The 20,459-nt window shown below is 64.0% G+C and carries 12 protein-coding genes; 7 read left to right on the forward strand and 5 right to left on the reverse strand.

Going from position 1 to position 20,459, the window contains the following annotated elements:
* Positions 1 to 335, reverse strand: a 335-nt coding sequence (locus tag ABIV12_RS13930; protein WP_348060319.1) for a hypothetical protein, incomplete at its 3' end; no start/stop codon positions are given.
* An 802-nt stretch (positions 336 to 1,137) separates the two neighbouring features.
* On the opposite strand from ABIV12_RS13930, the gene ABIV12_RS13935 reads away from it, so the two are divergent.
* Both ABIV12_RS13935 and ABIV12_RS13940 read left to right on the forward strand, forming a co-directional pair.
* Positions 1,138 to 2,733, forward strand: coding sequence for a choice-of-anchor Q domain-containing protein (locus ABIV12_RS13935; RefSeq protein ID WP_348060321.1), 1,596 nt, complete (start codon positions 1,138 to 1,140; stop codon positions 2,731 to 2,733).
* A gap of 316 nt (positions 2,734 to 3,049) precedes the next feature.
* Positions 3,050 to 3,376: a pentapeptide MXKDX repeat protein gene (locus ABIV12_RS13940; RefSeq protein ID WP_348060323.1), complete on the forward strand. Its 327-nt coding sequence runs from the start codon at positions 3,050 to 3,052 to the stop codon at positions 3,374 to 3,376.
* Positions 3,377 to 3,618: 242 nt separating this feature from the next.
* On the opposite strand, the gene ABIV12_RS13945 is transcribed toward ABIV12_RS13940, so the two are convergent.
* From ABIV12_RS13945 to ABIV12_RS13960, 4 genes are all read right to left on the reverse strand, one after another.
* Positions 3,619 to 5,211, reverse strand: a complete 1,593-nt coding sequence (locus ABIV12_RS13945) for a serine hydrolase domain-containing protein (protein WP_348060325.1) — start codon at positions 5,209 to 5,211, stop codon at positions 3,619 to 3,621.
* A 57-nt stretch (positions 5,212 to 5,268) separates the two neighbouring features.
* Positions 5,269 to 6,393 carry an AraC family transcriptional regulator gene (locus ABIV12_RS13950; protein WP_348060326.1) on the reverse strand — a complete coding sequence of 375 codons (1,125 nt, stop codon included), beginning with the start codon at positions 6,391 to 6,393 and terminating at the stop codon, positions 5,269 to 5,271.
* 955 nt (positions 6,394 to 7,348) lie between these two features.
* Positions 7,349 to 9,319, reverse strand: a complete 1,971-nt coding sequence (locus tag ABIV12_RS13955; RefSeq protein WP_348060328.1) for a TonB-dependent receptor — start codon at positions 9,317 to 9,319, stop codon at positions 7,349 to 7,351.
* A 485-nt stretch (positions 9,320 to 9,804) separates the two neighbouring features.
* Positions 9,805 to 11,577, reverse strand: coding sequence for a hypothetical protein (locus ABIV12_RS13960; RefSeq protein WP_348060330.1), 1,773 nt, complete (start codon positions 11,575 to 11,577; stop codon positions 9,805 to 9,807).
* A 261-nt stretch (positions 11,578 to 11,838) separates the two neighbouring features.
* Between ABIV12_RS13960 and ABIV12_RS13965 the strand changes: the two genes are divergently transcribed.
* From ABIV12_RS13965 to ABIV12_RS13985, 5 genes are all read left to right on the forward strand, one after another.
* On the forward strand, positions 11,839 to 12,669 hold the full coding sequence (locus ABIV12_RS13965) for an AraC family transcriptional regulator (protein WP_348060332.1): 831 nt from the start codon (positions 11,839 to 11,841) through the stop codon (positions 12,667 to 12,669).
* A 78-nt stretch (positions 12,670 to 12,747) separates the two neighbouring features.
* On the forward strand, positions 12,748 to 12,915 hold the full coding sequence (locus ABIV12_RS13970; RefSeq protein WP_348060334.1) for a hypothetical protein: 168 nt from the start codon (positions 12,748 to 12,750) through the stop codon (positions 12,913 to 12,915).
* Positions 12,912 to 13,916: a saccharopine dehydrogenase NADP-binding domain-containing protein gene (locus tag ABIV12_RS13975; RefSeq protein ID WP_348060336.1), complete on the forward strand. Its 1,005-nt coding sequence runs from the start codon at positions 12,912 to 12,914 to the stop codon at positions 13,914 to 13,916. Before ABIV12_RS13970 ends, ABIV12_RS13975 begins: the two co-directional genes overlap by 4 nt.
* Before the next feature lie 512 nt (positions 13,917 to 14,428).
* Positions 14,429 to 14,815 (forward strand): RidA family protein, encoded by a 387-nt coding sequence (locus ABIV12_RS13980; protein ID WP_348060338.1) that lies wholly within the window; start codon positions 14,429 to 14,431, stop codon positions 14,813 to 14,815.
* Positions 14,816 to 15,370: 555 nt separating this feature from the next.
* Positions 15,371 to 20,338, forward strand: coding sequence for an ExeM/NucH family extracellular endonuclease (locus ABIV12_RS13985; protein WP_348060340.1), 4,968 nt, complete (start codon positions 15,371 to 15,373; stop codon positions 20,336 to 20,338).
* Positions 20,339 to 20,459: the final 121 nt, after the last annotated feature.

The raw sequence follows: 20,459 nt of genomic DNA on the forward strand, positions 1-20,459 counted from the left end.
CCGGCAGCGACGATGGCGGATGCGGGGCTCGAGGCAACGCCAACGACCTTGAATCTCTCAGCCAGCTTTGCACCGGCAAAGGTGGCGATGGTTCGGCCGTCGCCGGCATCAATGACCTGCATGGAACGGACGTCAACAGGGTCACTCGCAAAATTTGTCAGATGCAGCTCGAACGCAAGTAGCGAACCCTGCTCGAACGAAACAGGGGACGACAGCACTGGAACTGCAATATCGAACGACTGACGCGCGCCAGTAGCACTCGATAGCGACATGATGGCTGCGAACAAGAGGCCAACGATCTGCTTCACATAGACCTCGGTCGTTCCGTGGGACACCAGACGGGGTTCAAACGCAAACGATGCAACAAGGTTGAGAGTCTGTCGGTGACTCGGGCGCATCGTGCGAGACGTCGTTTCATCTGGGCTGGCCGCTCGCTCGGGCCGCTTGGCATCCAAGTGGACGGATGAAGAGGTCACGCACGACCCGTGCTTCGACCGCAGGTGCAAAGCGTGCCGATTCACAGACGCGTTGCTCCTGATCGCGTTGACGAGTGGAGTGGAGATCGTCATCGCGGACCGACTCGTCGCCCCACTCTCGGCCCGCATTGCAGTGCTCGGTACCCGAGGGCGCCAACGCAATGAAAACCGGTCACTTCCAGACCATGCCGTCTGGATGATCACGCGCATGGCCGCATCACTTTTCAGCTGTCGGGCGTGCTGATGAGCGGGGTGCCCAGCGCCCGCATCATGCACGAGAGCGACGGGCAGCGCACGGCGTGATCACCAAGATCTCCATGCGTGGTGTGCGGTGGAGGCGACGGGTTGCCGGCCCGCAGCGACACGGTGCCCCCGACATCAACTGAGCACGGACTCACTGCGAGAAATCGCCGCCAATCACGGGATGAATGGATGCCTCGCCGGGATGGTGGTCGCGCGTTGGCAATCGGGCGATGGGTCAGATTTCGCGGACCTCGCTGTCGCCTGCAGTGGAGATCCCCACGGACCTGAAAGTCTGAACTGCCGGAAGTAGTCCCGCATGGCAGTTGGGCCACCTTTTCGTCGTTACCAGGAACAACCACCCGGCCGGCCCGAACCCGCCGCGACCATGACGACGCCTGACTGCAACGGAGAGGACACCATGAACGCATTTGACATCGCCACATCCCGCCACACTTCAGCACCGTTTGCCATCGCGAGTGAATGCGCTACGCCTTGCGATGAGGCGGTGCCGCACACTCCAGCGAACCATTCGCGAGCAGCCTTTTCGAAGCCATGCATCACGCCCCTTGCGCTTGCGCTCGCTCTCGCGCTCGCCGTCGGCACGAGCGTCGCCGCCGACCGCGCGTCAGGATCCAACACCGCCACGCCCCGACCCGACGGTTCCATTCTCTGGGTGGTGGAAAACTGCAATGACTCCGGCGCGGGCAGCTTGCGCGACGCCGCGACGCATGCCAATCACGGCGACGGTATCGACCTCGGTTCACTCGCCTGCAGCACGATCTCGGTGACCTCCGGTGCGATGACGCTGCACGATGTCGAACTGGTCGGCCCTGGCGCCGCGCAACTCGAGATCAACGGCACCGGCAACCAGGGCCGTCGCATCTTCAATCACGTAGGCGCAGGCGGCCATCTCGACATCAGCGGTGTCACGATCAGCGGGGCCACCTACGTCTCCAACGCGAGTCTCGGTGGAGGTTGCCTGCGTTCGGATGGCGGCAACCTCAACATCACCGATTCGGTGTTCCGCTCTTGTGCGGTGGTGACGCCGGTCGGGCAGGACGGATACGCGCGCGGGGGCGCCATCGCTGTCTACGGCGACGGTGACGTGCTCCTGCAGCGCACGACGATCGCCAGCAACATTGCACGAACCGATCACCAGATCGCAGCGGGCGGCGGTCTGTATGCGCAAGGGAACGTCTTCATCTACAAGAGCACGATCACGAACAACTGGGTGTCATCGGCGGCCCCCGGCAGCGGCCTCGCAGGTGGCGGCGGATTATTGACGAACGGGTCCGCATGGATCGAGGACAGCACCCTCGATGGAAACCTGGCATCCCGTGACGGCGGTGCCGCGTGGGTGGCCAAGGGCGGCGTATTGGTGCGTTCGACCGTGTCCAACAACATCGCCACCACCGGCACGTCGGGGGTAGTCATGCTCGGCCGGGAGACCTCGCCGGTCTTCATCATCAGCAGCACGTTTTCCGGCAATGTCAGCGAGCAATCCGCGCAAGAGTTCAGTGGCGCCCTGTACGTGAACGCGGCGGACACCACCGTCACCAATTGCACCATCACCGGGAACAGTGAAACAAATCAGGTCAGCATGAAATTCGGTGCGGGCATCGTGTTTGGCCCGGGCGTCGTCAATGCGTCCATGACCAGCACCATCGCCGCCGGGAATTACTTCGACGACGGCAAACCCCCGTTTGCCGCGGACGACATCGACGCTCCCGCTTCGCTCACCATTCTCGGAGATACCAACATCGTCGGATGGACGCACCGCCCGGTGCCCGCCGACACGATCTTCGAATCCCAGCCTGGCCTCGGTCCGTTGCAGGACAACGGCGGTCCGACCCGGACGCACTTGCCGCTGTCGAACAGCCCGGTGATCGACCACGGCGCCGCGCACAGCGCCACGATCGACCAGCGCGGGCTGCCACGCGTCGTCGGTGCCGCCGCCGATATCGGCGCCGTGGAGACGAACGATGATGGGATATTTGCCGACGGCTTTGAGTAAGTGGCATTCCACAAGTCCCGTCGCCCGCGCTGTGGACTCGAACGGAGACGTGTTTTTTCTCATTCAGGGTCGGACCACGAATCGGAGGATGGACGTGCTCTGAGAACAGTCAGGCTCACCCTCAGCTTTGCGCCGAGGGACTCTTCAGGTGAGCGCGTTGCGTCAATGCCAACGCCCGCTGAATACCGGCTTGGCGGGTGAAATGAAAACGTTCACAGGTCCGGTCGAATACTCTGGATGCGGTCGTCGTGATCGCAACCACGCGAAGCGTCCATGCTCCGCGTTTTGTGAACAAGCCATCCAAACGGAGAATTGCATGAAGAAGGTCAACATCACCATGATTGCTGCACTCATGTGCGCCTCGACGGCGGCATTCGCGCAGGATTCGATGAAGCATGATTCGATGAAGCAAGATTCGATGAAGCATGATGGCGCGATGAAATCGGACATGAGCATGAAAGCCATGGACACCGACGGCGATGGCATGATTTCGAAGGATGAATACATGAAGTCCGATGGTGCGACGGCGGCAAACTGGTCGTCGATGAAGAAGAACAAGGATGGGATGGTCCCCATGAAGGACATGGAGATGCAGCACGACAAGATGATGAAGAGCGACGGGATGATGAAGAAGGATCACTGATCCGCCACACTGGATAACGCAGCACTCCCACCAGAGTGAAGAGCGGACCGTCGGCGAGAAGCCGGCGGTTTTTCAGACATGTCAGCGGTGACTTTTCCGACTCGCCTTGCAGTCTTGCTCGAGTGCGCCGATGACGGACGGTCAACCTTCGCCCAAAGTTCGGACGGACCCGTGCGCGTTTCCCCGGCGTTGGAGTCGTCGTAAAGAGCCGAACGAGGACTCGCGTGTCGGTTTTAGTCCAGTCAGGGTCCGATGCGGTGAAATGAAACCCGCCTCGCGCGCGTGATCGACATGTCGAGAGCTGCGACGCGTTTGGAAATCCGGCGAAAGCGGAGTGTCCAGGATGCGTCGGGCGCATCGAACGCATCTTGGTAACTGGGGGCGAGACGGTGTAGCACTCCGGCTGGATCGCGCCACGCCAAGCCGTCGCCCGCAAGTTCCACGGTCTGCACGCCATCGATGTCGTCGCTCTGGTAGCGGCCGACGAATGCGGAAAGTTCAGCGCGTGAAGGCTTCCACGCAGCGGTGCGTTCGAGGAACACGGGCGAGTTGCCCGCGCGCGTGACCGTCAGTCCAATGACCTCATCGCTCGCGGTTCGCAGCACCGTTGCGGTCCGCCGTCCATCAGCGGTCGCAAGATGGTCCACGTCGATCGAGCCAAAACCAGGGCCGCCGTTGAGATGCAGGCCGGATGCGTCGATCTTTGCCTCGACGACGGTGTCATTCGCACGATTCCGGTAGAGGCCGGCAAGGGCGACCGGCGCCGTGATCGCCACGCTTGAAACGTTGGGAGCGGGAGTCGAGCGAGGCAGAAAACGCGACGCGACCTGTGGGCCAAGGTCCTCGGTGTTCACCGCGCCAGAGTTGCACAGCAGCGCAACCGACACGCGTTCCGATGGAAAGAAGCCGAGCCATGCGCGGTAGGATCCCGTTGAGCCGGCGTGACTGAATGCGGCAACGTTGGCGATGGCTGCCGTCTCGATGCCCATGCCGTACATGAGAGCCGTGCCGTCGCCAAGTGCTCCGGAGCGCAACAGCGCAGCGACCCACGTCGCATCATCCGGCCCGGGCGCCGCCAGCGCAGCGTTCCAACGCTGCAGGTCATCGACCGTGGACAAAAGACCGCCCGCGCCGGCGACGCCATTGAGCGGCATGTCGAGCTGCCATCCACCGCGGTCGCCCGGCCCGTACGCTTGAGCCCGTCCTTGCACAATCTCACGGAAGTCCGTTCGCCAGCGCGTGTGCGTCATGCCGAGGTGCGCAAACAGCGCCGTACGATAGAAGTCATTCAGAGGCTGACCCGACGCACGCTCGATGATGATTGCGGCGAGCACGAAATTCGAATTGCTGTACAGATACTCCGCACCGGGCGCGTTGTTCACGCCATGCTGACGAGCGACCGCACGGAGCACCCACGCATTGTCGTAGCCGGTCGAGTCTTCTCCCCGACCTGTCAGCTCGGCCAGGTTGTTCCAGTTGCGGATGCCGCTGGTGTGATGCACCAGCATCGAAATGGTCACGCCGCGGTAGAGCGGGGGCAGTTCGGGCAGCCACTTCACGATCGGGTCTGCAACGTCGAGACGGCCGCGCTCGGCCAGCAGCGCGATTCCGGCACCGATGAACTGCTTGGACACCGAGCCGATCTCGAACACGGTGTCGGTGGTGAGGGGCGCCCCGTCTTCGAGGTTTGCGAGGCCAGTGGCCGCTGCCTCGACAATCACTCCATTGCGCCGCACGTCGAGTGCACAACCTGGCGCATCTCGGTCGTTTGGCAAAAGCGAGGATGCGCCCGATACCGTGGCTGCCGCAGTGAACAACATCAACAGGCTGAGCATTTTCGAGGTCTCCGTCAGGGGAAACCCAGGCTGCGCGCAGCAGCCACTGACGTCGCCTCAGGTCGCGCCAGACGTACCGGTTGGCGATATCTGAGGCGCCGATGCCCGCCAGAGTGACGGTGTGGTTCCCGTGTAGCGAAGGAACGCCCGGTTGAAGCTGGCCTTCGAGCTGAACCCGTAGTCGAAGGCGAGAGACAGAAGGTCGTCACGCGCTCCGCCCGAGATCGCGCGCATGACCGCCTCCACGCGGAGTCCGTTGATGAACTCGTTGAAGTTGCGGCCGGCGCCCTCGCTCAGTCCACGCGACAGTGTTCGCTCGGACGTGCCCAGTCGCTGGGCAACCTGCGACAGCGTCAGCCCTTCCTCGCGCCACCAGCCCTCCGTCTCCACTCGCATCGCCCACGCAGGAAAGATGGCCGCTGGTCGGGAACGTCGCGGATCGGGCGCATCCGCTAGCGCGTGCGTCAAAGGCTGCGGCGGAAGAACAACCGTGGCGTGACGCCACCCGAGCAGGCCGAGCAAGTAGGCGAGGAGCGAGGACGCAAGGATGACGGGCGTGCGGCCGAAATAGTCGACCGGCACTGAGAAGGCATTGATGACGGCGGCCGTTGTGGCAAACGCCAGCGTCACGGCGAACGCACCGAGAATCGCCGTCAGCCATGCAAGCCGCCACCGCTCGCGATTCGCGAACGTATCGTCAAGCCAGCTCTGATACGCACGCTGACGGCGCCAGCAGAGCGCGAGATACGCCGCGCAGGAGCCTAGTACCGCGATGAATCCGATCGGTTCGATCCAGTCAAGATGAGGTCCGCGAAACCACCGCAACTTGACGTCCAGCGGCAGCGCGAACGCTGCCGCGGAATAGGCGAGCTGGACGCCTGCGGGTAACAGATGCAGGCGCCAGCGTTCTGGCGGCAGCCCACGCGTCAGCGATTCGACGTAAAGCCACAGCAAAGCTCCGAACGCGAGCGATGCGTCCAGCGGAGCAAACGTGATCCACGGGTGGTCGTCGTAGACGCCCGCAAAGCCAAGCACGTAGATCGCCAGCCTCAGCGAGATCAAGCCGACGAGTGCCGCAAGAAAGCCGTTGGCGATCCTGTTGATGCGCGCAACAGCGAGCAGCACCGCCATCACCGCGCCATTCAACGCGAGCAGCGTGAAGATCCAGCTCAGTGCTCCCATACGTTGCTGCGCCCCACCTCGGATACCAACGGCTGCGTCGTGGAGACTCGGGTCGCGAGCGTATCGCGTGATGATGGAGTTGGGGAAGGAGTGCAGTGCGGAACGGGGCGGAACTCGGCAGCACAAATTTCAATCACCCGGCACGGCGGTTTTTTTGTGTGGCTGCCCGCTCGGGGTCGATAGAAGAGCGTCTCTTCGTGAGCACTCGCGTTGTACAAGCGCGATAGATCCGTCCCACGTCGATGGCGACGAGAAAAGCGGTTGCGAGCGTCGGGATGCCGCAAATCACGGTGTCGGCATCAGTCGCGCTCGGCTCCGTAGCAACGATGCGTGAACCTCCTCAGGATGGCGATCGAGGCAAGCGAGTCCCGCAAAATCCTCGCATCGCACGACGCCTCACAGCGCTACTCGGTGATTCCGCTCCCTCAGCGCGCAGTCTTCTTCATCCGAGCGCCGAGAGTATCCAACCGCTCTCAACCATCGAGGCGTCAGCAACGTGTCCGTTGCGTCCACAGAACGTCGCACGAAGCTGGGACGCGTGGCACCACAGGCTTTTTTGTCTGGATCAGCAGGGAAGGATACGACGCTCGTCGCGCGCGAACCGCAGCAGCAGTGTCGCTTCGCGCGGTTGACGACTCGCAAGTGAGCAGGCGACGGGGAGGCGACCGTACAACGGCCCGAAGAGCCCGTGACATGACGGCATCCATGCCGGGGTCTGCGAAGCGAATCCAGATGTCATTCCATTTTGAGGGGATGACGGCGTTGGCCCACCGCGCACCCGCCGGCCTGGCGAACGCGCACGTCCTGCCTATCGCATCGGTGTCTGATGGAACACGCGCTGATCCGGACGCGCGCTGCTGACCGATGTGCCGACGCATGGAGCGCGGTCATCAGCGCCGATGAAGTACCAACCTGCGGCCAGTCGGCGTCGCCGGGCACACGCAGCGTCCGCCACTCACTGCATCGTCCACACCACATTGATGCCGATCGAGCGTTCCTGCGCGAACGTCGACAGTTCGTCGGACGTTGCGTAGTACTGCTCGTCGAATGCATTGCGCATGTAGAGCTGTACGTCGAGGTCGGGACGAAGCGGATAGCGCAGCTCTGCATCCACCACGTCGACGGACGCTCGCTCCAGTTCTTCGAAGCCCGGGCGGGTGACACTCCAGCGGTGGCTGTAACGCGCACCGAGGGTGACGTCGGCAAGTGTGTACCTGGCTTCGAGCGCGGCCGATAGCGGCGGGATGCCATAAAGCGTGGAGCCGTCGCCGTCCTTGCCGCGCACGATGGCACCGGTTGCTCGCAACGAGAAGTCCGCGCTGGGGGCCCAGTCGACAGCGGCTTCGAGGCCGTGCAGCTTGCCTTTTCCGACGTTCACGTAGCCCTGGATATCCGGCTGCAATTCGATCAGCTGGATCAGGTCATCGACATTCATCCGCCACGCGTGGATCTCGGTTCTGAAGTCTCCGGACTGCAAGGCGTAACCGAGGTCGATGCCCAAGGAGTGTTCGGAGCCAAGATCCGGATTGCCGATGATCCCGCCCTGGGCGGTGACGCCGGTGTAGAAACGTTCCTCCAGCGTTGCAAATCGATAGCCCGATGCAAGATTGAATGTCCAGCGGCTGGCATCTGTCGGCGTCCACACTGCGCCGGCGGTGAAGGCCTTGTCCGAGTCGCTCGATCCCGCGCCTGATTGATCCTGCTCGGTGGTCGTGTAGCGCCCGCCGAATTCCAGCGCGAACTGCGGCGTGAGACGCCAGTCGGTGAGGGCGAACAGCGACCAGGAATCTTCGCTGGCATCACGGAGGCTGTAGGTGCGGTCGTGCACGGATTGCACCGCGTCGTAACCGGTGACGTTGCGCCGACCGAGATATTCGATGCCGACGTCGTTGCTGAAGTCGCCGATGTCGAAGGTCTGCTGCACGGTCGAGCCGATGTCGGTGCTGCTGATTGCAGCGAACGTATCTGGCGTGTTCGGGCGCTGGTTGTGCGTACCGAGATACTGCGCGTGGGCCTGCACGCTGGCCTGGAAACCGCTGTCGTGACGCAGGCGCACGCGGCCGAGCGTATGGCTGTCTTCCGGATACGTGGTGTCGCGGGTGGGATACCGGCTGTTGGACTTGCCGATGTTCTCGGTGCGTGACGGCATCAGCAGCGCGTCGACGTCGAACTCGCCAACACGGGTGCGGTACTGCGCGGTCGCGCTCTCGCGCTGGAACTGCGTATTGAGTGGAGTGCCGTCGGGGGCTTCGCTGTCGCCTGCCTGGTGCCGGGCGACACCGACTGAAAAGGAGTCCGAGCCGATGCCCGCCATCACGTTTGCCTCATTGCCGGCGCTGGCATAGCCGAGGGCCGCGGTCGGCGCGCCGAACCAGCGCGGTTCGATCGATATCGCTCCGCCGAGCGCGCCGGCGCCAAAGTGCACCACCGACGGACCGCGCGTCACGTTGATCTCGCCGAGCAGGGAAGGTTCGACGAACGCCACTGGCACGCCGGCCCGACGCTGCGCGGTGACCGGCATGCCGGCGACGAGAATCAGGATTTCGTTGCCGCCGCTGCCGCGAATCGAAAAGGTTTCGAAAAGACCGTTCTGCCCGGTGGCGCCGACGCCGGGAACGCGGGTCACGAGGTCCTGGAAATCGCCCGGCGCACCGATCGCGTCCTGGTAGTCGAGCAACTCGGTGGCGAGGGTCGTCGGCCAATCCGCCGCAGTGCCTTTCGCGGTCACTTGCACCGCGTCACCGAGCCACGGTGTCGCACTTCCCTGCACGGTCGGCGAGCGTGGTTTACGCGGCGAGCGGCTGTCGTCCTGTTGCGCGTTCTCCTCGAACAGGGCCTCGGTTTCTTCGGCAACAGCGGGCGCGATGCCGCACGCGGCAAGACCCAGGGTTGCAGCGAGCGCGCTACGCGGAAACGAAGACAGCATGGAATTCCCCGGAATGAACGCAGCGAACATGCCGCGCAGCACCCGAGTCTAGGCAAACATGCGCACGACAAGATCGATCGGAAGGCGGGCAGCGAATACGCCTAAAGACCTACGACGGGTCTCGATCGACGGCGACTCGAGGCGAGCAGCCGAACCCGACGTCGACGCACGATGCGCGCTTTCCGCTCTGCGGGATCGGTAATGATCGTGCGGCGTCGCGCGATAAGGTGCAGCGCTTCGATGAGCAAGCATGTCTCGCAGTCGACGACGCTCGACGTGCAGCGTCCGTCTCGGCGCACAGGTTCGTCAGTCAGTTCGATGGAACCAATGCACGTCACGCGTGCACTGGATTTTCGCAGGTTGGGAAACACCGCAGGCGGAATCGGGAGTCACCGGACGACGCGCGTGGTTGGTCATCATCACGTTCTTGGATCCAACAATGCCATCGGCGACGCTCGCGAAGATCAATCGACGTCGCCGCGTGCTCAGGGCTCCTCGAATCCGTCGCCAAAGAGATGATCCGGCAAACGCTCCACTGCGCCCATGTCGTACATCCCGGCGGCGTCGGGTTTCGCAACGTCCTGCGGTCTCGCAGTGCCGAGAAAGTCGGTGATCGTTCCCGGCCCCGGGCCGCAGGCGTCGACGGCGGGGGAGTCGGGACCCGGGACGTACAGGCCCACCGGATACAGCCCGCTTGTGTCCCATTGCGGATCGGCGACGACGAGGTTCGTGACGCCAGCTTCGCCGGCGAGTCCCGTGTCGTTGCCGACCAGAGTGCAGTTGACATAAAGCGTGGTTCCCGTCGGTGCGATCACGACGACGCCCGACGCCGCGCCTTCGAGATCGTAGAGGATCGAGTTGGTCGCGCCGAACGAACCGGGCGCGTCGAAGCGGATCAAGGTGTCGTTGTCCCCTCCGTTGTCCGCGATCGTCACGTAACGCAAATCGATGGTGCCGCCCGACGAGCGCAGCAATTCGGGTGCGCCGTGGTTTCCTGCAATCTGCGCGTTGGTCAACGAGAGCCCGGCACCGGCGACGCTCGTCTGGAGAACGCTTGCGCGCATGGCATCGTTGTCGGTGAACATCGTGTCCGACACCTGGCCTTGCGCGCTGCCCGACAAGGCGATGGCGCCGCCGGAACCGCCCGCGTGATTGCGAAGGAATCGGGGACAGCCGTCGAAAACCGTGCAGCCGGTCCAGCCGAAACCCGCGCCGAGCTGCAGGAAACCCGAGTCGGCGAACAGCGCTCCGCCGTCGCCGTCTGCCTGGTTGTCGTCGAACTGCACGCCGTTCTGCGTGTTCGAGAACGCTCCGGCATTGGTGAAGTACAGTCCGCCGCCATTTCCCCCCGCGTTGTTTCCCACCACCGGTGCCGGTTTCAGCGGCGGCGAACCGCCGACGGCGAAATACCCACCGGAAGCCCATGCGCCACCGCCGTCACCCACCGCGGAGTTCCCGCGCAGTCCGACATTGAAGTCGTTGCCGCCGGAGCTTTTGGTCGGATAGATGGCCGTTTCACACGACTGTTGTGCAACACCGCCACCGTTGCGGCCGGCCGTATTGCCCGCGATCAGGCAATAGCGATCGCAGTACGTCGTGGCATCCGAACAATAGAGTCCGCCACCGTCCTGCGTCGCTGCGTTGTCGCGGATCGTGGCAGCGTGGTCGTTGCCCACCATGATCAGGTGGGGCGCGCCGGCAGCGGTTGTCTCGACAGACACGCCGCCGCCGTTCGCGGCACTGTTGTCGTGGACGATGGTTTCGAACAGGCTCGCGACCGCGTTGCCGCGGAGTCGAAGGCCGCCGCCGTTGCCGGCGACATGTCCACCAGTGATCTCCAGAGCCGGGCCGAGCGTGATTTCGAATCGGTGATCGTCTCCCGCCACCGCGCCGTCGATCGCGACAACGGGCTCGCCGCTATTGCCGGCACCGTCGAGTACGACATGCCCGGACGGAGCGCTCAGCCGGCATCCGGGCATGTCCCCGCGCAATCCCAACTGCGTGCTCGCCACGGGCGTCGGTATCGTGATCGCCGATGCAGGGTACGACTGCATGTTGGAAATGACGATCGTGATGGCATCGGAACTTGGCGACGCCGCCCACGCGTCCACGGCTGCCTGGATCGTGGTGTAGTCGCACTCCGGATCGCTCGCCGGGCCGACGAAGATCCATTGCGCGAACGCGAGCGGTGCAAAGGCGCAGCCGAAGAGACAGGCAAGAACGGTGGGAAGACGATGGGGCGATGAAAGACGAAACATGGGTTTTCTCCTGGTCGTAACGAAAAACGCCAAAGAGTTCCCGGTTAAGACATGTCGCCGATGGAGTCGCCGCGCCGGCCGAACCGGCGCCAGCCACACGATCCACCAGGCGGGTGTCAATCCGGCCGACAGGCGCAGCAGCGCGGCGCGTCAAGCGGCCACCTCGCATTCTTTCGAGATGCAGTTTTTTTCCTCAGGGCAAAGACGCTGAAGAGTCTGGATAATCCATCGGTCGTTCCCTCCCTCGATGCTCGGAAGGCCATGTCGGACTTCACCATCCACAACCTGCTCTCGACGCCGCTGATCGTCGTCCGCGACGTGCTCTGCCTCGGCACCTGTCGCGACAAGAGCGCGATCGAGCGCGCGCAGCGCATGCAGTTGGTGTTCCCGTATCGCGGCACCTACGTGCGTCATGTGGGCGCTCAGGAAGTGGTGGCGGACGCGAGCCAGGTGCTGTTCTTCCATGCTGGCGAGGACTACCAGATCAGCCATCCGAACCCGGGCGGCGACGCCAGTCTCGCGTTGACGGTGGACGAGGCCCTGCTGTGCGAGGTCGCGCCGGCAGCATTGCTGCGCAGTCGCGATCCGCTTCGATTCTGCGAGCCTCGCCTGCGCATCGATTCGCGGGCGCAGGTGCTGGTGGCGCTGTTGCGCCACGTGCTGCGAGAAGGCATCGCCGAGGCGCTGGAGGGCGAGAGCCTGGCGCTGACGCTGATCCATCGTGCGCTGGCGCCGCGCACGACCCATGCCGCGCAATCCAGCCACGGTCGCCAGCGGCTGGTGGACCGCGCCAAGCTGGTGCTGGCGCGCGATCTCGCACGGCGCTGGACGCTGGCCGAAGTGGCCGCGGAGGTCGGCGTGTCGGCGGTGTACCTCACTCAAAGCTTCCGTCAGGTCGAGGGCGTGCCGCTGTATCGCTATCAACTGCGTCTGCGCCTCGCGCGCTCGCTCGATCTTCTCGGCGAGTACGGGGACCTCACTGCGCTCGGGCTGGATCTGGGGTTTTCCAGTCACAGCCATTTCAGCGCGGCTTTCCAACACGTTTACGGGCGCACGCCGAGCGAGTTCCGGCAGGTGGCACTGCATCGCTAAAGTTTTCGACAGCGCCGGTGGTGCCGCGCGCGCTCCAATGGCGCTGCCCGATCCCGGGCATCTCAACTGGAGCATCAAATGAACGAGAAGACCTGCGCCGCCTGCGACTGCCCACTGGACGACACCGCCATCGAGGTTCGCGTCGGCGGACAGACCGTCGAGGTGTGTTGCGAGGAGTGCGCCGTCAAATTGAGGCAAGCACACGCATCGGCCACCGCATCGCTCCATGGCGGCGCGGCCGCATGACGGACATTGCGGTCGTTGGCGCGTATGGGCACACCGGGCGGTTTGTGGTGGCCGAACTGGTGCGGCGCGGTTTTGCACCAATCCTCATCGGTCGGGACGTGGACAAGCTGTCGACGATGGGTGCGAGGTGGCCATCATTGCGGCGGCGGGTCGTGACGATGGTCGAGTCGGCTTCGCTCGACGCAGCGCTGGATGGCGCCAAGGCGGTGATCAACTGCGCCGGCCCCTTCCTCGACACGGCGACGCCGGTCATCGAAGCCGCGCTGCGGGCACGTATCCACTATCTCGATCTCAGCGCCGAGCAGCGCGCAACCCAGGTCGCGTTCAACCAGCATGCGGAAGCCGCCAGCGACGCCGACGTCATCGTCATACCTTCCATGGCGTTCTTCGGTGGCCTGGCGGACCTGCTGGCGACCGCAGCGGCGGGAGACTGGATCGCGATCGACACGATCGAGGTTGCGGTCGCGCTCGACAGTTGGCATCCCACTGTCGGTACCCGACTCACGGGACAGCGCAATCACTACCCCCGGCTCATCGTCGAGAAAAGCGAACTGGCAGTGCTGACCGATTCAACAGTGCCTGCGCACTGGTATTTCGAGCCGCCGTTCGGCAGCCAATCCATGGTTGCGCTGCCGCTCTCGGAAGTCATCACCATATCGCGACATCTGCAAACGAAGTCATTGCATTCCTACATGAATCTCGCGGCGCTGCAGGACATCCGCAATCCGTCGACACCGCCGCCGGTTGCCAGCGACGTCAGCGGCCGTTCGTCGCAACGCTTTGCGATGAGCGTGCATGTTCGCCGCGGCGGAGAACTCCGTCGTGCAGACGCCAGCGGACAGGACATTTACGCGGTCAGCGCGCCGCTGGTGGTGGAGGCGCTTGAGCGCATCCTCGCCGGCGCGATACGCGGAAGGGGCGTTCTTCCGGCTGGTGCAGCCTTCGACGCGCACGCGTTCCTCGCGGCCCTCGCGCCGCACGTTACAGTCCAGGTGTGTTGATGCCCAATCACCCAATCCCTTGCAAGCGGGGAACGGCGCGCCGATTCAACGCGTCACGGCGCGAGATGTTCCTCGCCCGATTCAGGTTGTGGAATGCGGGTTGTCATCGTCGGTCAACGCGATAAAAAGGGCGCTGTCGCAACACGCGCTGCGGATTGCGCGAGCGGGTCCTGGTTTGCGCGGACGTCAGCAAGACTGCGTTGGGCTACATCCCCGTCGCGTGTGCCGACGCGGGGTTCCCGTTGATCGCGCCAGTGCGTATCGAATGCGGACACACCACGCGGTCGACCCACGTTAGACGGCGCGCACAAATTTCACGATCAGAGCCCACCTTCGAATGTCGCGGCAGGGGCGTGTTGTGACGACTACGGCAGCCCATGCACGGAGACCCGGGGGGCCTGTCGCCGATTGCCTTGATCGCCTCGCTCCATGCGAGCAAGATCGGCCCTGCCGTTCTGGTGCTTCGCCAGTGGGAACGTGCGGCATCCCAGTACGTAACGCGGGCGCTTTGAATGCCAATCATCGAACACAATCCGCCCGCCGTCTTCCCACCGTATCGTGCCTACAGCCACGCGGTGGAAGTCAGAGGTGAATCTCGCCTCCTCTTCATCAGCGGACTCAACGGGTACGAGAACGACGGCAAGACCATGCCGGAGTCGTTCGACGGTCAGGCCGAACTGATCTGGAAACACTTGGCCACGATCCTCGCCAGCGCCGGTATGACCGTCAGCAACCTTGTCGCTCTGCGTACCTATCTGGCAGATCCAAAATACGATGAAGCCAATGGACTCATGCGGCTGAAGCACCTGGGTACGCACCGACCCGCCTCGACGGTCGTGTGCTGTCGGTTGCTCGAACCCCGCTGGAAGCTTGAAGTGGAAGCAACAGCTGCGACGTAGGATGCGTCGTTCTCGAAATCGCGCGGAGAACACTCGAACGTCATCGAGGATGTCGACCCGCTCCTTCTTCGAATGGACGATCGCTCCCGGGATCGGGTGGCTCGCGTGATTTCCATCTGTAGCGCCGGCGCGACGGGTGCGGGTCACGACGAGGAGATCGCGCAGGATTTTTTCAACCGTGCCCGATGCAGTGCGAACCGCGCGCTCCCGCAGCCCACTTCGCGGCGGTTGCGTTCTGGCTTCGGTGATGGTGTGCAGCGCGATCAGAAACGGGATGGACGCGCGCTGCGCTGGAACCGGCAAGAGCGCGTCGATGGCGGCCCCATCCGCAGACTCATCGTCAGTGGTTTCCCGTTGCGCCGCGATTGATATCGCGCACTGCGGTTGTAATGACGCTGTCGTATCGATCCGCCATCGTTCCGCCGCTGATCACGTGGGTTTTCGCGGCTGATCGAACGCAGTGCGCTCTCGCGGCGTGCCTGCAATGTCGCGCAAACCTTGTTGTAGACTTTGCACGCTGCGCCAGCCAGCGCGGTATTCCGGGGGTATTTCACGATGTTGTTTCCAATCTTCTGCGCGCCGATTGCGCGGGTCGCTCGTCGTTTTGCGTCGCTGCGCATCTCTCCGGCGTGCGCGTCGATCTGCGTCTTCGCGTTCGGCTTTGCGGCGCCCGCCGTTGCACAAGTGTCGCTGACCGCGCTCGATGTGCCGTACGCGCAGACGTTCGACAGCCTTCCGTCGAGCGGCACTGCAACCTGGGTTGCCAACGCGACGATTCCCGGCTGGTATGCCGTTCGCACCGGAACCGGCACGGCGATTGCTGCGGACACAGGGACCGGCAATGGTGGCAACCTCTACAGCTATGGCTTGGCTGCCAGCGCCGATCGTGCACTCGGTTCGATCGGCTCAAGCAACGCCGCCGCCGGAAACTTCTTCTGGGGCGCGCGTCTGCAGAACAACACGGGCGGGACGATCACCTCGCTCGATGTCGCCTACGCGGGTGAGCAGTGGCGCAACAGCGCTGCCGCCGCGCAGACGATTGCGTTTTCGTATCTTGTCGGCACGCCTGCAGTCACTGGTTCGCTGACCGAATTCCAGTCTGCAGGAAACGCGGTTGCAGACCTCGATTTCACGAGCCCGGTCACCGGTGGTACCGCCGGTGCGCTGAACGGAAACCTCGCAGCGAACCGCACGCTCAAAACGTTCACGATCAGCGGGCTTTCGCTTCCAAACGGTTCGGAAATCATGCTGCGCTGGTCGGATCCGGACCACAGCGGTTCAGACCATGGGCTGTCGATCGACGACGTTTCGGTCACTCCTCACGGCACCGATGGCACGGGTGGCCCGACGCTGGGCATCAACGATGTGTCGCTCGATGAAGGCAATGCCGGCACCACGACGTTCACGTTCACGGTATCGCTGTCTGCCGCGTCGCCAACCGATGTCACGTTCGACATCGCCACCGCGGACGGCACCGCCATCGCGCCGTCCGACTACACCGCCGCGTCGCTGACCGCGCAGACGATTCCTGCCGGCAGCACCACCTACACGTTCACTGTGCTCGTCAACGGCGATACGACAGCGGAGGCCAGCGAAACGTTTTTCGTGAACCTCGCCAACGCAACCGGCGCAACGGTCGCCGACGCACAGGGCCTCGGCACGATTGTCAGTGACGATATTGGCATCATCAGGATCCACGATGTGCAGGGCAGCGGCGCGACGACCCCGATCCCCGGTGCGACGGCGACGGTCGAAGGCGTCGTCGTCGGCAACTTCCTCGGCGCGACGAAGCTCTCGGGGTTTTTCCTGCAGGAGGAGGACGCCGATGTCGACGCGGATCCAGATACGTCCGAAGGGATCTTCGTGTTCTGCGGACTGTGCGCGCCGAACGCCGTCGCCGAAGGCCAGCGCGTGCGCGTCACCGGGGTTGTGTCCGAATTCCAGGGCATGACCGAGTTGACGCCGACCGCGGCCTCCACGGTCGTCGTCACCGATGCCGGAAACCACATGGCGGACGTGACTCCGAGCGCGATCAGCCTGCCGATCGCCGGCGACGTCGACGCCTTCTACGAAGCGCGCGAAGCCATGCTGGTGACCTACACGAACACGTTGACGGTGTCGGAATACTTCGAGCTGTTCCGCTTCGGCCAGATCGAACTGGTCCAGGGCGACCGGCCGCGCACGTTCACCGAAGACAACACACCGGATGTGGCTGGGTATGCCACGCACCTGGCCGACCTCGCGCGCCGCCAGGTGATCCTCGACGACGACAACAATTTGCAGGAGGCGCCACTCAGCCAGCCCAATGGCAGCCAGTCGGTGTTCTACCCGCGTGCAAACGGCGGCTTCTCGGTCGGCACGCAGGGCATCGATTTCTTCCGCGGCGGCGATCACGTCGAGAATCTCACCGGGGTGCTGCATTGGTCGTGGGCCGGGTTCGGCGCCAACACCTGGCGCATCCGTCCGAGCGCGGCGTATCCCACCGAGTTCACCGTCGCCAACCCGCGCCCGGTAACACCGCCTGCCGTCGGCGGCGCGATCCGCGCGGTCGGCATGAACCTGCTCAACTACTTCACCACGATCGACACGACGTCGAGTTCGAGCTCGGGTCCTTGCGGACCGTCGGGCACGCTCGACTGCCGCGGCGCCGACAGCATCGCCGAGCTCGACCGCCAGCGTGAGCGCGCATCGGTCGTCGTGTGCACGCTCAATCCCGACGTTGCGTCGTTCATGGAGCTGGAGAACACCACGCCGGCGGTAACGATCAACGATCTGCTCGGGGCGGTGAACGATCGCTGCGGCGGCGCGCATCCGTATGCGTTCGCCAACACCGGCGGCACCCTCGGCACCGATGCGATCCGCGTGATGCAGGTGTATCGCACCGGTATCGTGTCGCCGGTTGGTTCGCCTCTGGTCGATCTGGATCCGATCCACAACCGCCCGCCGACCGCGCAGACCTATGACGTGGTCGACGCGGCGAACAGTGCGTCCGGCCAGCGCTTCACCGTGGTCGCGAACCACTTCAAGTCCAAGGGCAGCTGCCCGACAAGCGGCCCCGATGCGGATCAGAACGACGGCCAGGGCTGCTGGGCGCAGACGCGCACGCAGCAGTCGACGCGCCTGCTCACGTGGATCAATGACACGGTGATTCCTGCCGCCGGCGACCCGGACGTGCTGCTGCTCGGTGATTTCAATTCGTATGCACACGAGACTCCAGTGACCACGCTCGAAGCGGGCGGTTACAGCGACCTGGAAACACTGCTGCATGGAACCGACGCGTACTCGTATGTTTTCAGTGGTGAACTCGGCCATCTGGACTACGCGTTTGCGAGCGAGAGCCTGGTCAGTCAGATCACCGGTGCCGACGCGTGGCACATCAATGCAGACGAAACGGACCTGCTCGACTACAACGACGAGATCCGCGATGCCGGCGAATCGACGTTCGAGGAAAAGCCCGACGGATCCGCGCTGGTGCCACCACGCACCGTGTTCCAGCCGTTGTCGCCGTATCGCGCGTCGGATCATGATCCGGTCGTGGTGGGACTGTTCGGGACGACGTCGTCGGATGTCTCAATCTCGCTCGCGGACTCGCCGGATCCGGTGACGGCCGGTACCAACCTCACGTACACGGTCACGCTCACCAACGTCGGACCTGATGCGTCCGGTGCGGTCAGCTGGACGGATGTGTTGCCGTCGGGGTTGGCGTTCGTCGAGATGGATCCCGTCGCCGGCTGGACGTGCACCACCCCGGCGATCGGCGCTGGCGGCACTGTCAGTTGCAGCGCGTCGTCGATTGCACTCGGCAGCTCGGTGTTCGTGTTGCAGGTGGCCGTAAATCCGACGACGGCCGCGGGCACGGTGATTTCCGACATGGCGACGGTGTCCACGGCTGGTGATCCGAATTCGGCCAACGACAGCGCATCGACGACAACCACGGTCACAGCGTTGGCGGACCTGACCCTCGATGTGACCGACTCGCCTGATCCGGTCGTCGCGGGAAGCAACCTCACCTACGCCGTGACGTTGACCAACGGTGGCCCCAGCGCGGCGACGACGGCTGTGCTCACCGACACATTGCCGACGGGCACGACGTTTGTTTCCCTGACGGCGCCCGCTGGCTGGTCGTGCTCGACGCCTGCAGTCGGCGCGGCAGGTGCGATCTCGTGCGCCAATCCGTCGGTTGCCACGGGCGACACGGGTTTCACGCTTGTGGTCCAGGTAGCAACCGACGTCGCGGGCGCGACCGTGCTGTCCAACATGATCTCGGCGTCGTCGGGTACCGCCGATCCGTTTCCGGGCAACAACGCGACGACGGTGACGACGACGGTGCAGGCAGTACTCGAGGGACACCTGACGATCACGCCAACAGCATTGGATTTCGGTAACCAGGTGGTCGGAACGACGAGCGGCCAGATGACCGTGACGCTGGGAAACAGCGGCAACGCGTCGCTCGATGTCACGGCACGGTCGAACGCCAGCGCACCGTTCTTCAATGCGGGTGGAACCTGCGGCAACGCTCCCTTCACGATCGCTGCCAACGGCAGTTGCACTGTGAGCTATGCGTTTCTGCCATTCTCGGTTGGAGCCGCCACCCAGGTGATCAACGTCACTTCGAGCGCCCCCGGCAGCGGAACAATCACGTTGTCCGGCAACGGCACCGCGCCACAGGTCGACATTGCGGTGACGATCGATGACGGCCGCCAATTCGTGCAGGTCGGCGATCTCGTCAACTACACGATACGGCTGTCCAACGAGACGGGTCCGGATTCCGCCACCGCAACGGTCCACATCGTCGGCCTGCTGCCGTCGGAGATGCCCAGCCTCTCATGGACGTGCATATCGTCAGGCGGCGCCACCTGCCTGAGCGGTGCGAACGACTTCTTCAGCGATACCGTCATCCTGCCGCCATCGACGCACGTCACCTATGTGTTGTCAGGCGTCCTTGACGCCGAACCGGCCAGCGGATTGCTCGAGGCCACGGTGGACGCGAACATGGTTACGAACGTTGTGGATCCGAATCCTGCCAACAACGTCGCGACCGACACGCCCGCGGACACGGTCGTGATCTTCCGAGACGGCTTCGACGACGCCACAGCGCCACGCCCGCTCGCGGAATACTCGGCTGCAGGCGGTTTCGTCAGCGCGCAATTGAGTGTGAGTGCGTCGTTGCTTGATCGCCTCGGGATTGCTCCGGTGACGGTCGCAACCGGCGAATTGGCTGGTACGCGAACGGCGTTCTCCATCGACCTCGCGCGATTCGGGGAGCACTGCGTGATGCGCGTCGACACGCGCGATGCGCGGGGACGAACGAGGGCCGGCGCCTGGCAGACGATCGACCTCGACGCGGCACCGCTCGACCTTGCATGGCAGTCCGCCAGTGCGACGGAAGACGGCTACCTCGTCCTCACCTCCGGCGCTGTGTCGCTTCAGTCGACCGAATTCACCGACCGTGGAGCACTGGTGCGCCTGCGCGTCGCGCTCGAAGGCGATGTGCCGTGGCTGACGATGGCACCGCCGAACTGAAGGATCGACTCGCCGCGCCGCGAACAACGCGGCGCGGCGTGCGTGTCAACCACAATGATTCTGTGGGAGCGGCTTCAGCCGCGATGCTTCTGAACGGCGCGCTACGTCACGAAGGCGGAAA

The organism is Dokdonella sp., assembly GCF_039926425.1.
Classification (GTDB): Bacteria; Pseudomonadota; Gammaproteobacteria; order Xanthomonadales; family Rhodanobacteraceae; genus Dokdonella_A.

Excerpts from the sequence above, each read along its gene's own strand:
- ABIV12_RS13935 (WP_348060321.1), top strand. The coding sequence starts at position 1,138 with ATGAACGCATTTGACATCGCCACATCCCGCCACACTTCAGCACCGTTT.
- ABIV12_RS13940 (WP_348060323.1), top strand. The coding sequence starts at position 3,050 with ATGAAGAAGGTCAACATCACCATGATTGCTGCACTCATGTGCGCCTCG.
- ABIV12_RS13945 (WP_348060325.1), bottom strand. The coding sequence starts at position 5,211 with ATGCTCAGCCTGTTGATGTTGTTCACTGCGGCAGCCACGGTATCGGGC.
- ABIV12_RS13950 (WP_348060326.1), bottom strand. The coding sequence starts at position 6,393 with ATGGGAGCACTGAGCTGGATCTTCACGCTGCTCGCGTTGAATGGCGCG.
- ABIV12_RS13955 (WP_348060328.1), bottom strand. The coding sequence starts at position 9,319 with ATGCTGTCTTCGTTTCCGCGTAGCGCGCTCGCTGCAACCCTGGGTCTT.
- ABIV12_RS13960 (WP_348060330.1), bottom strand. The coding sequence starts at position 11,577 with ATGTTTCGTCTTTCATCGCCCCATCGTCTTCCCACCGTTCTTGCCTGT.
- ABIV12_RS13965 (WP_348060332.1), top strand. The coding sequence starts at position 11,839 with ATGTCGGACTTCACCATCCACAACCTGCTCTCGACGCCGCTGATCGTC.
- ABIV12_RS13970 (WP_348060334.1), top strand. The coding sequence starts at position 12,748 with ATGAACGAGAAGACCTGCGCCGCCTGCGACTGCCCACTGGACGACACC.
- ABIV12_RS13975 (WP_348060336.1), top strand. The coding sequence starts at position 12,912 with ATGACGGACATTGCGGTCGTTGGCGCGTATGGGCACACCGGGCGGTTT.
- ABIV12_RS13980 (WP_348060338.1), top strand. The coding sequence starts at position 14,429 with ATGCCAATCATCGAACACAATCCGCCCGCCGTCTTCCCACCGTATCGT.
- ABIV12_RS13985 (WP_348060340.1), top strand. The coding sequence starts at position 15,371 with ATGTTGTTTCCAATCTTCTGCGCGCCGATTGCGCGGGTCGCTCGTCGT.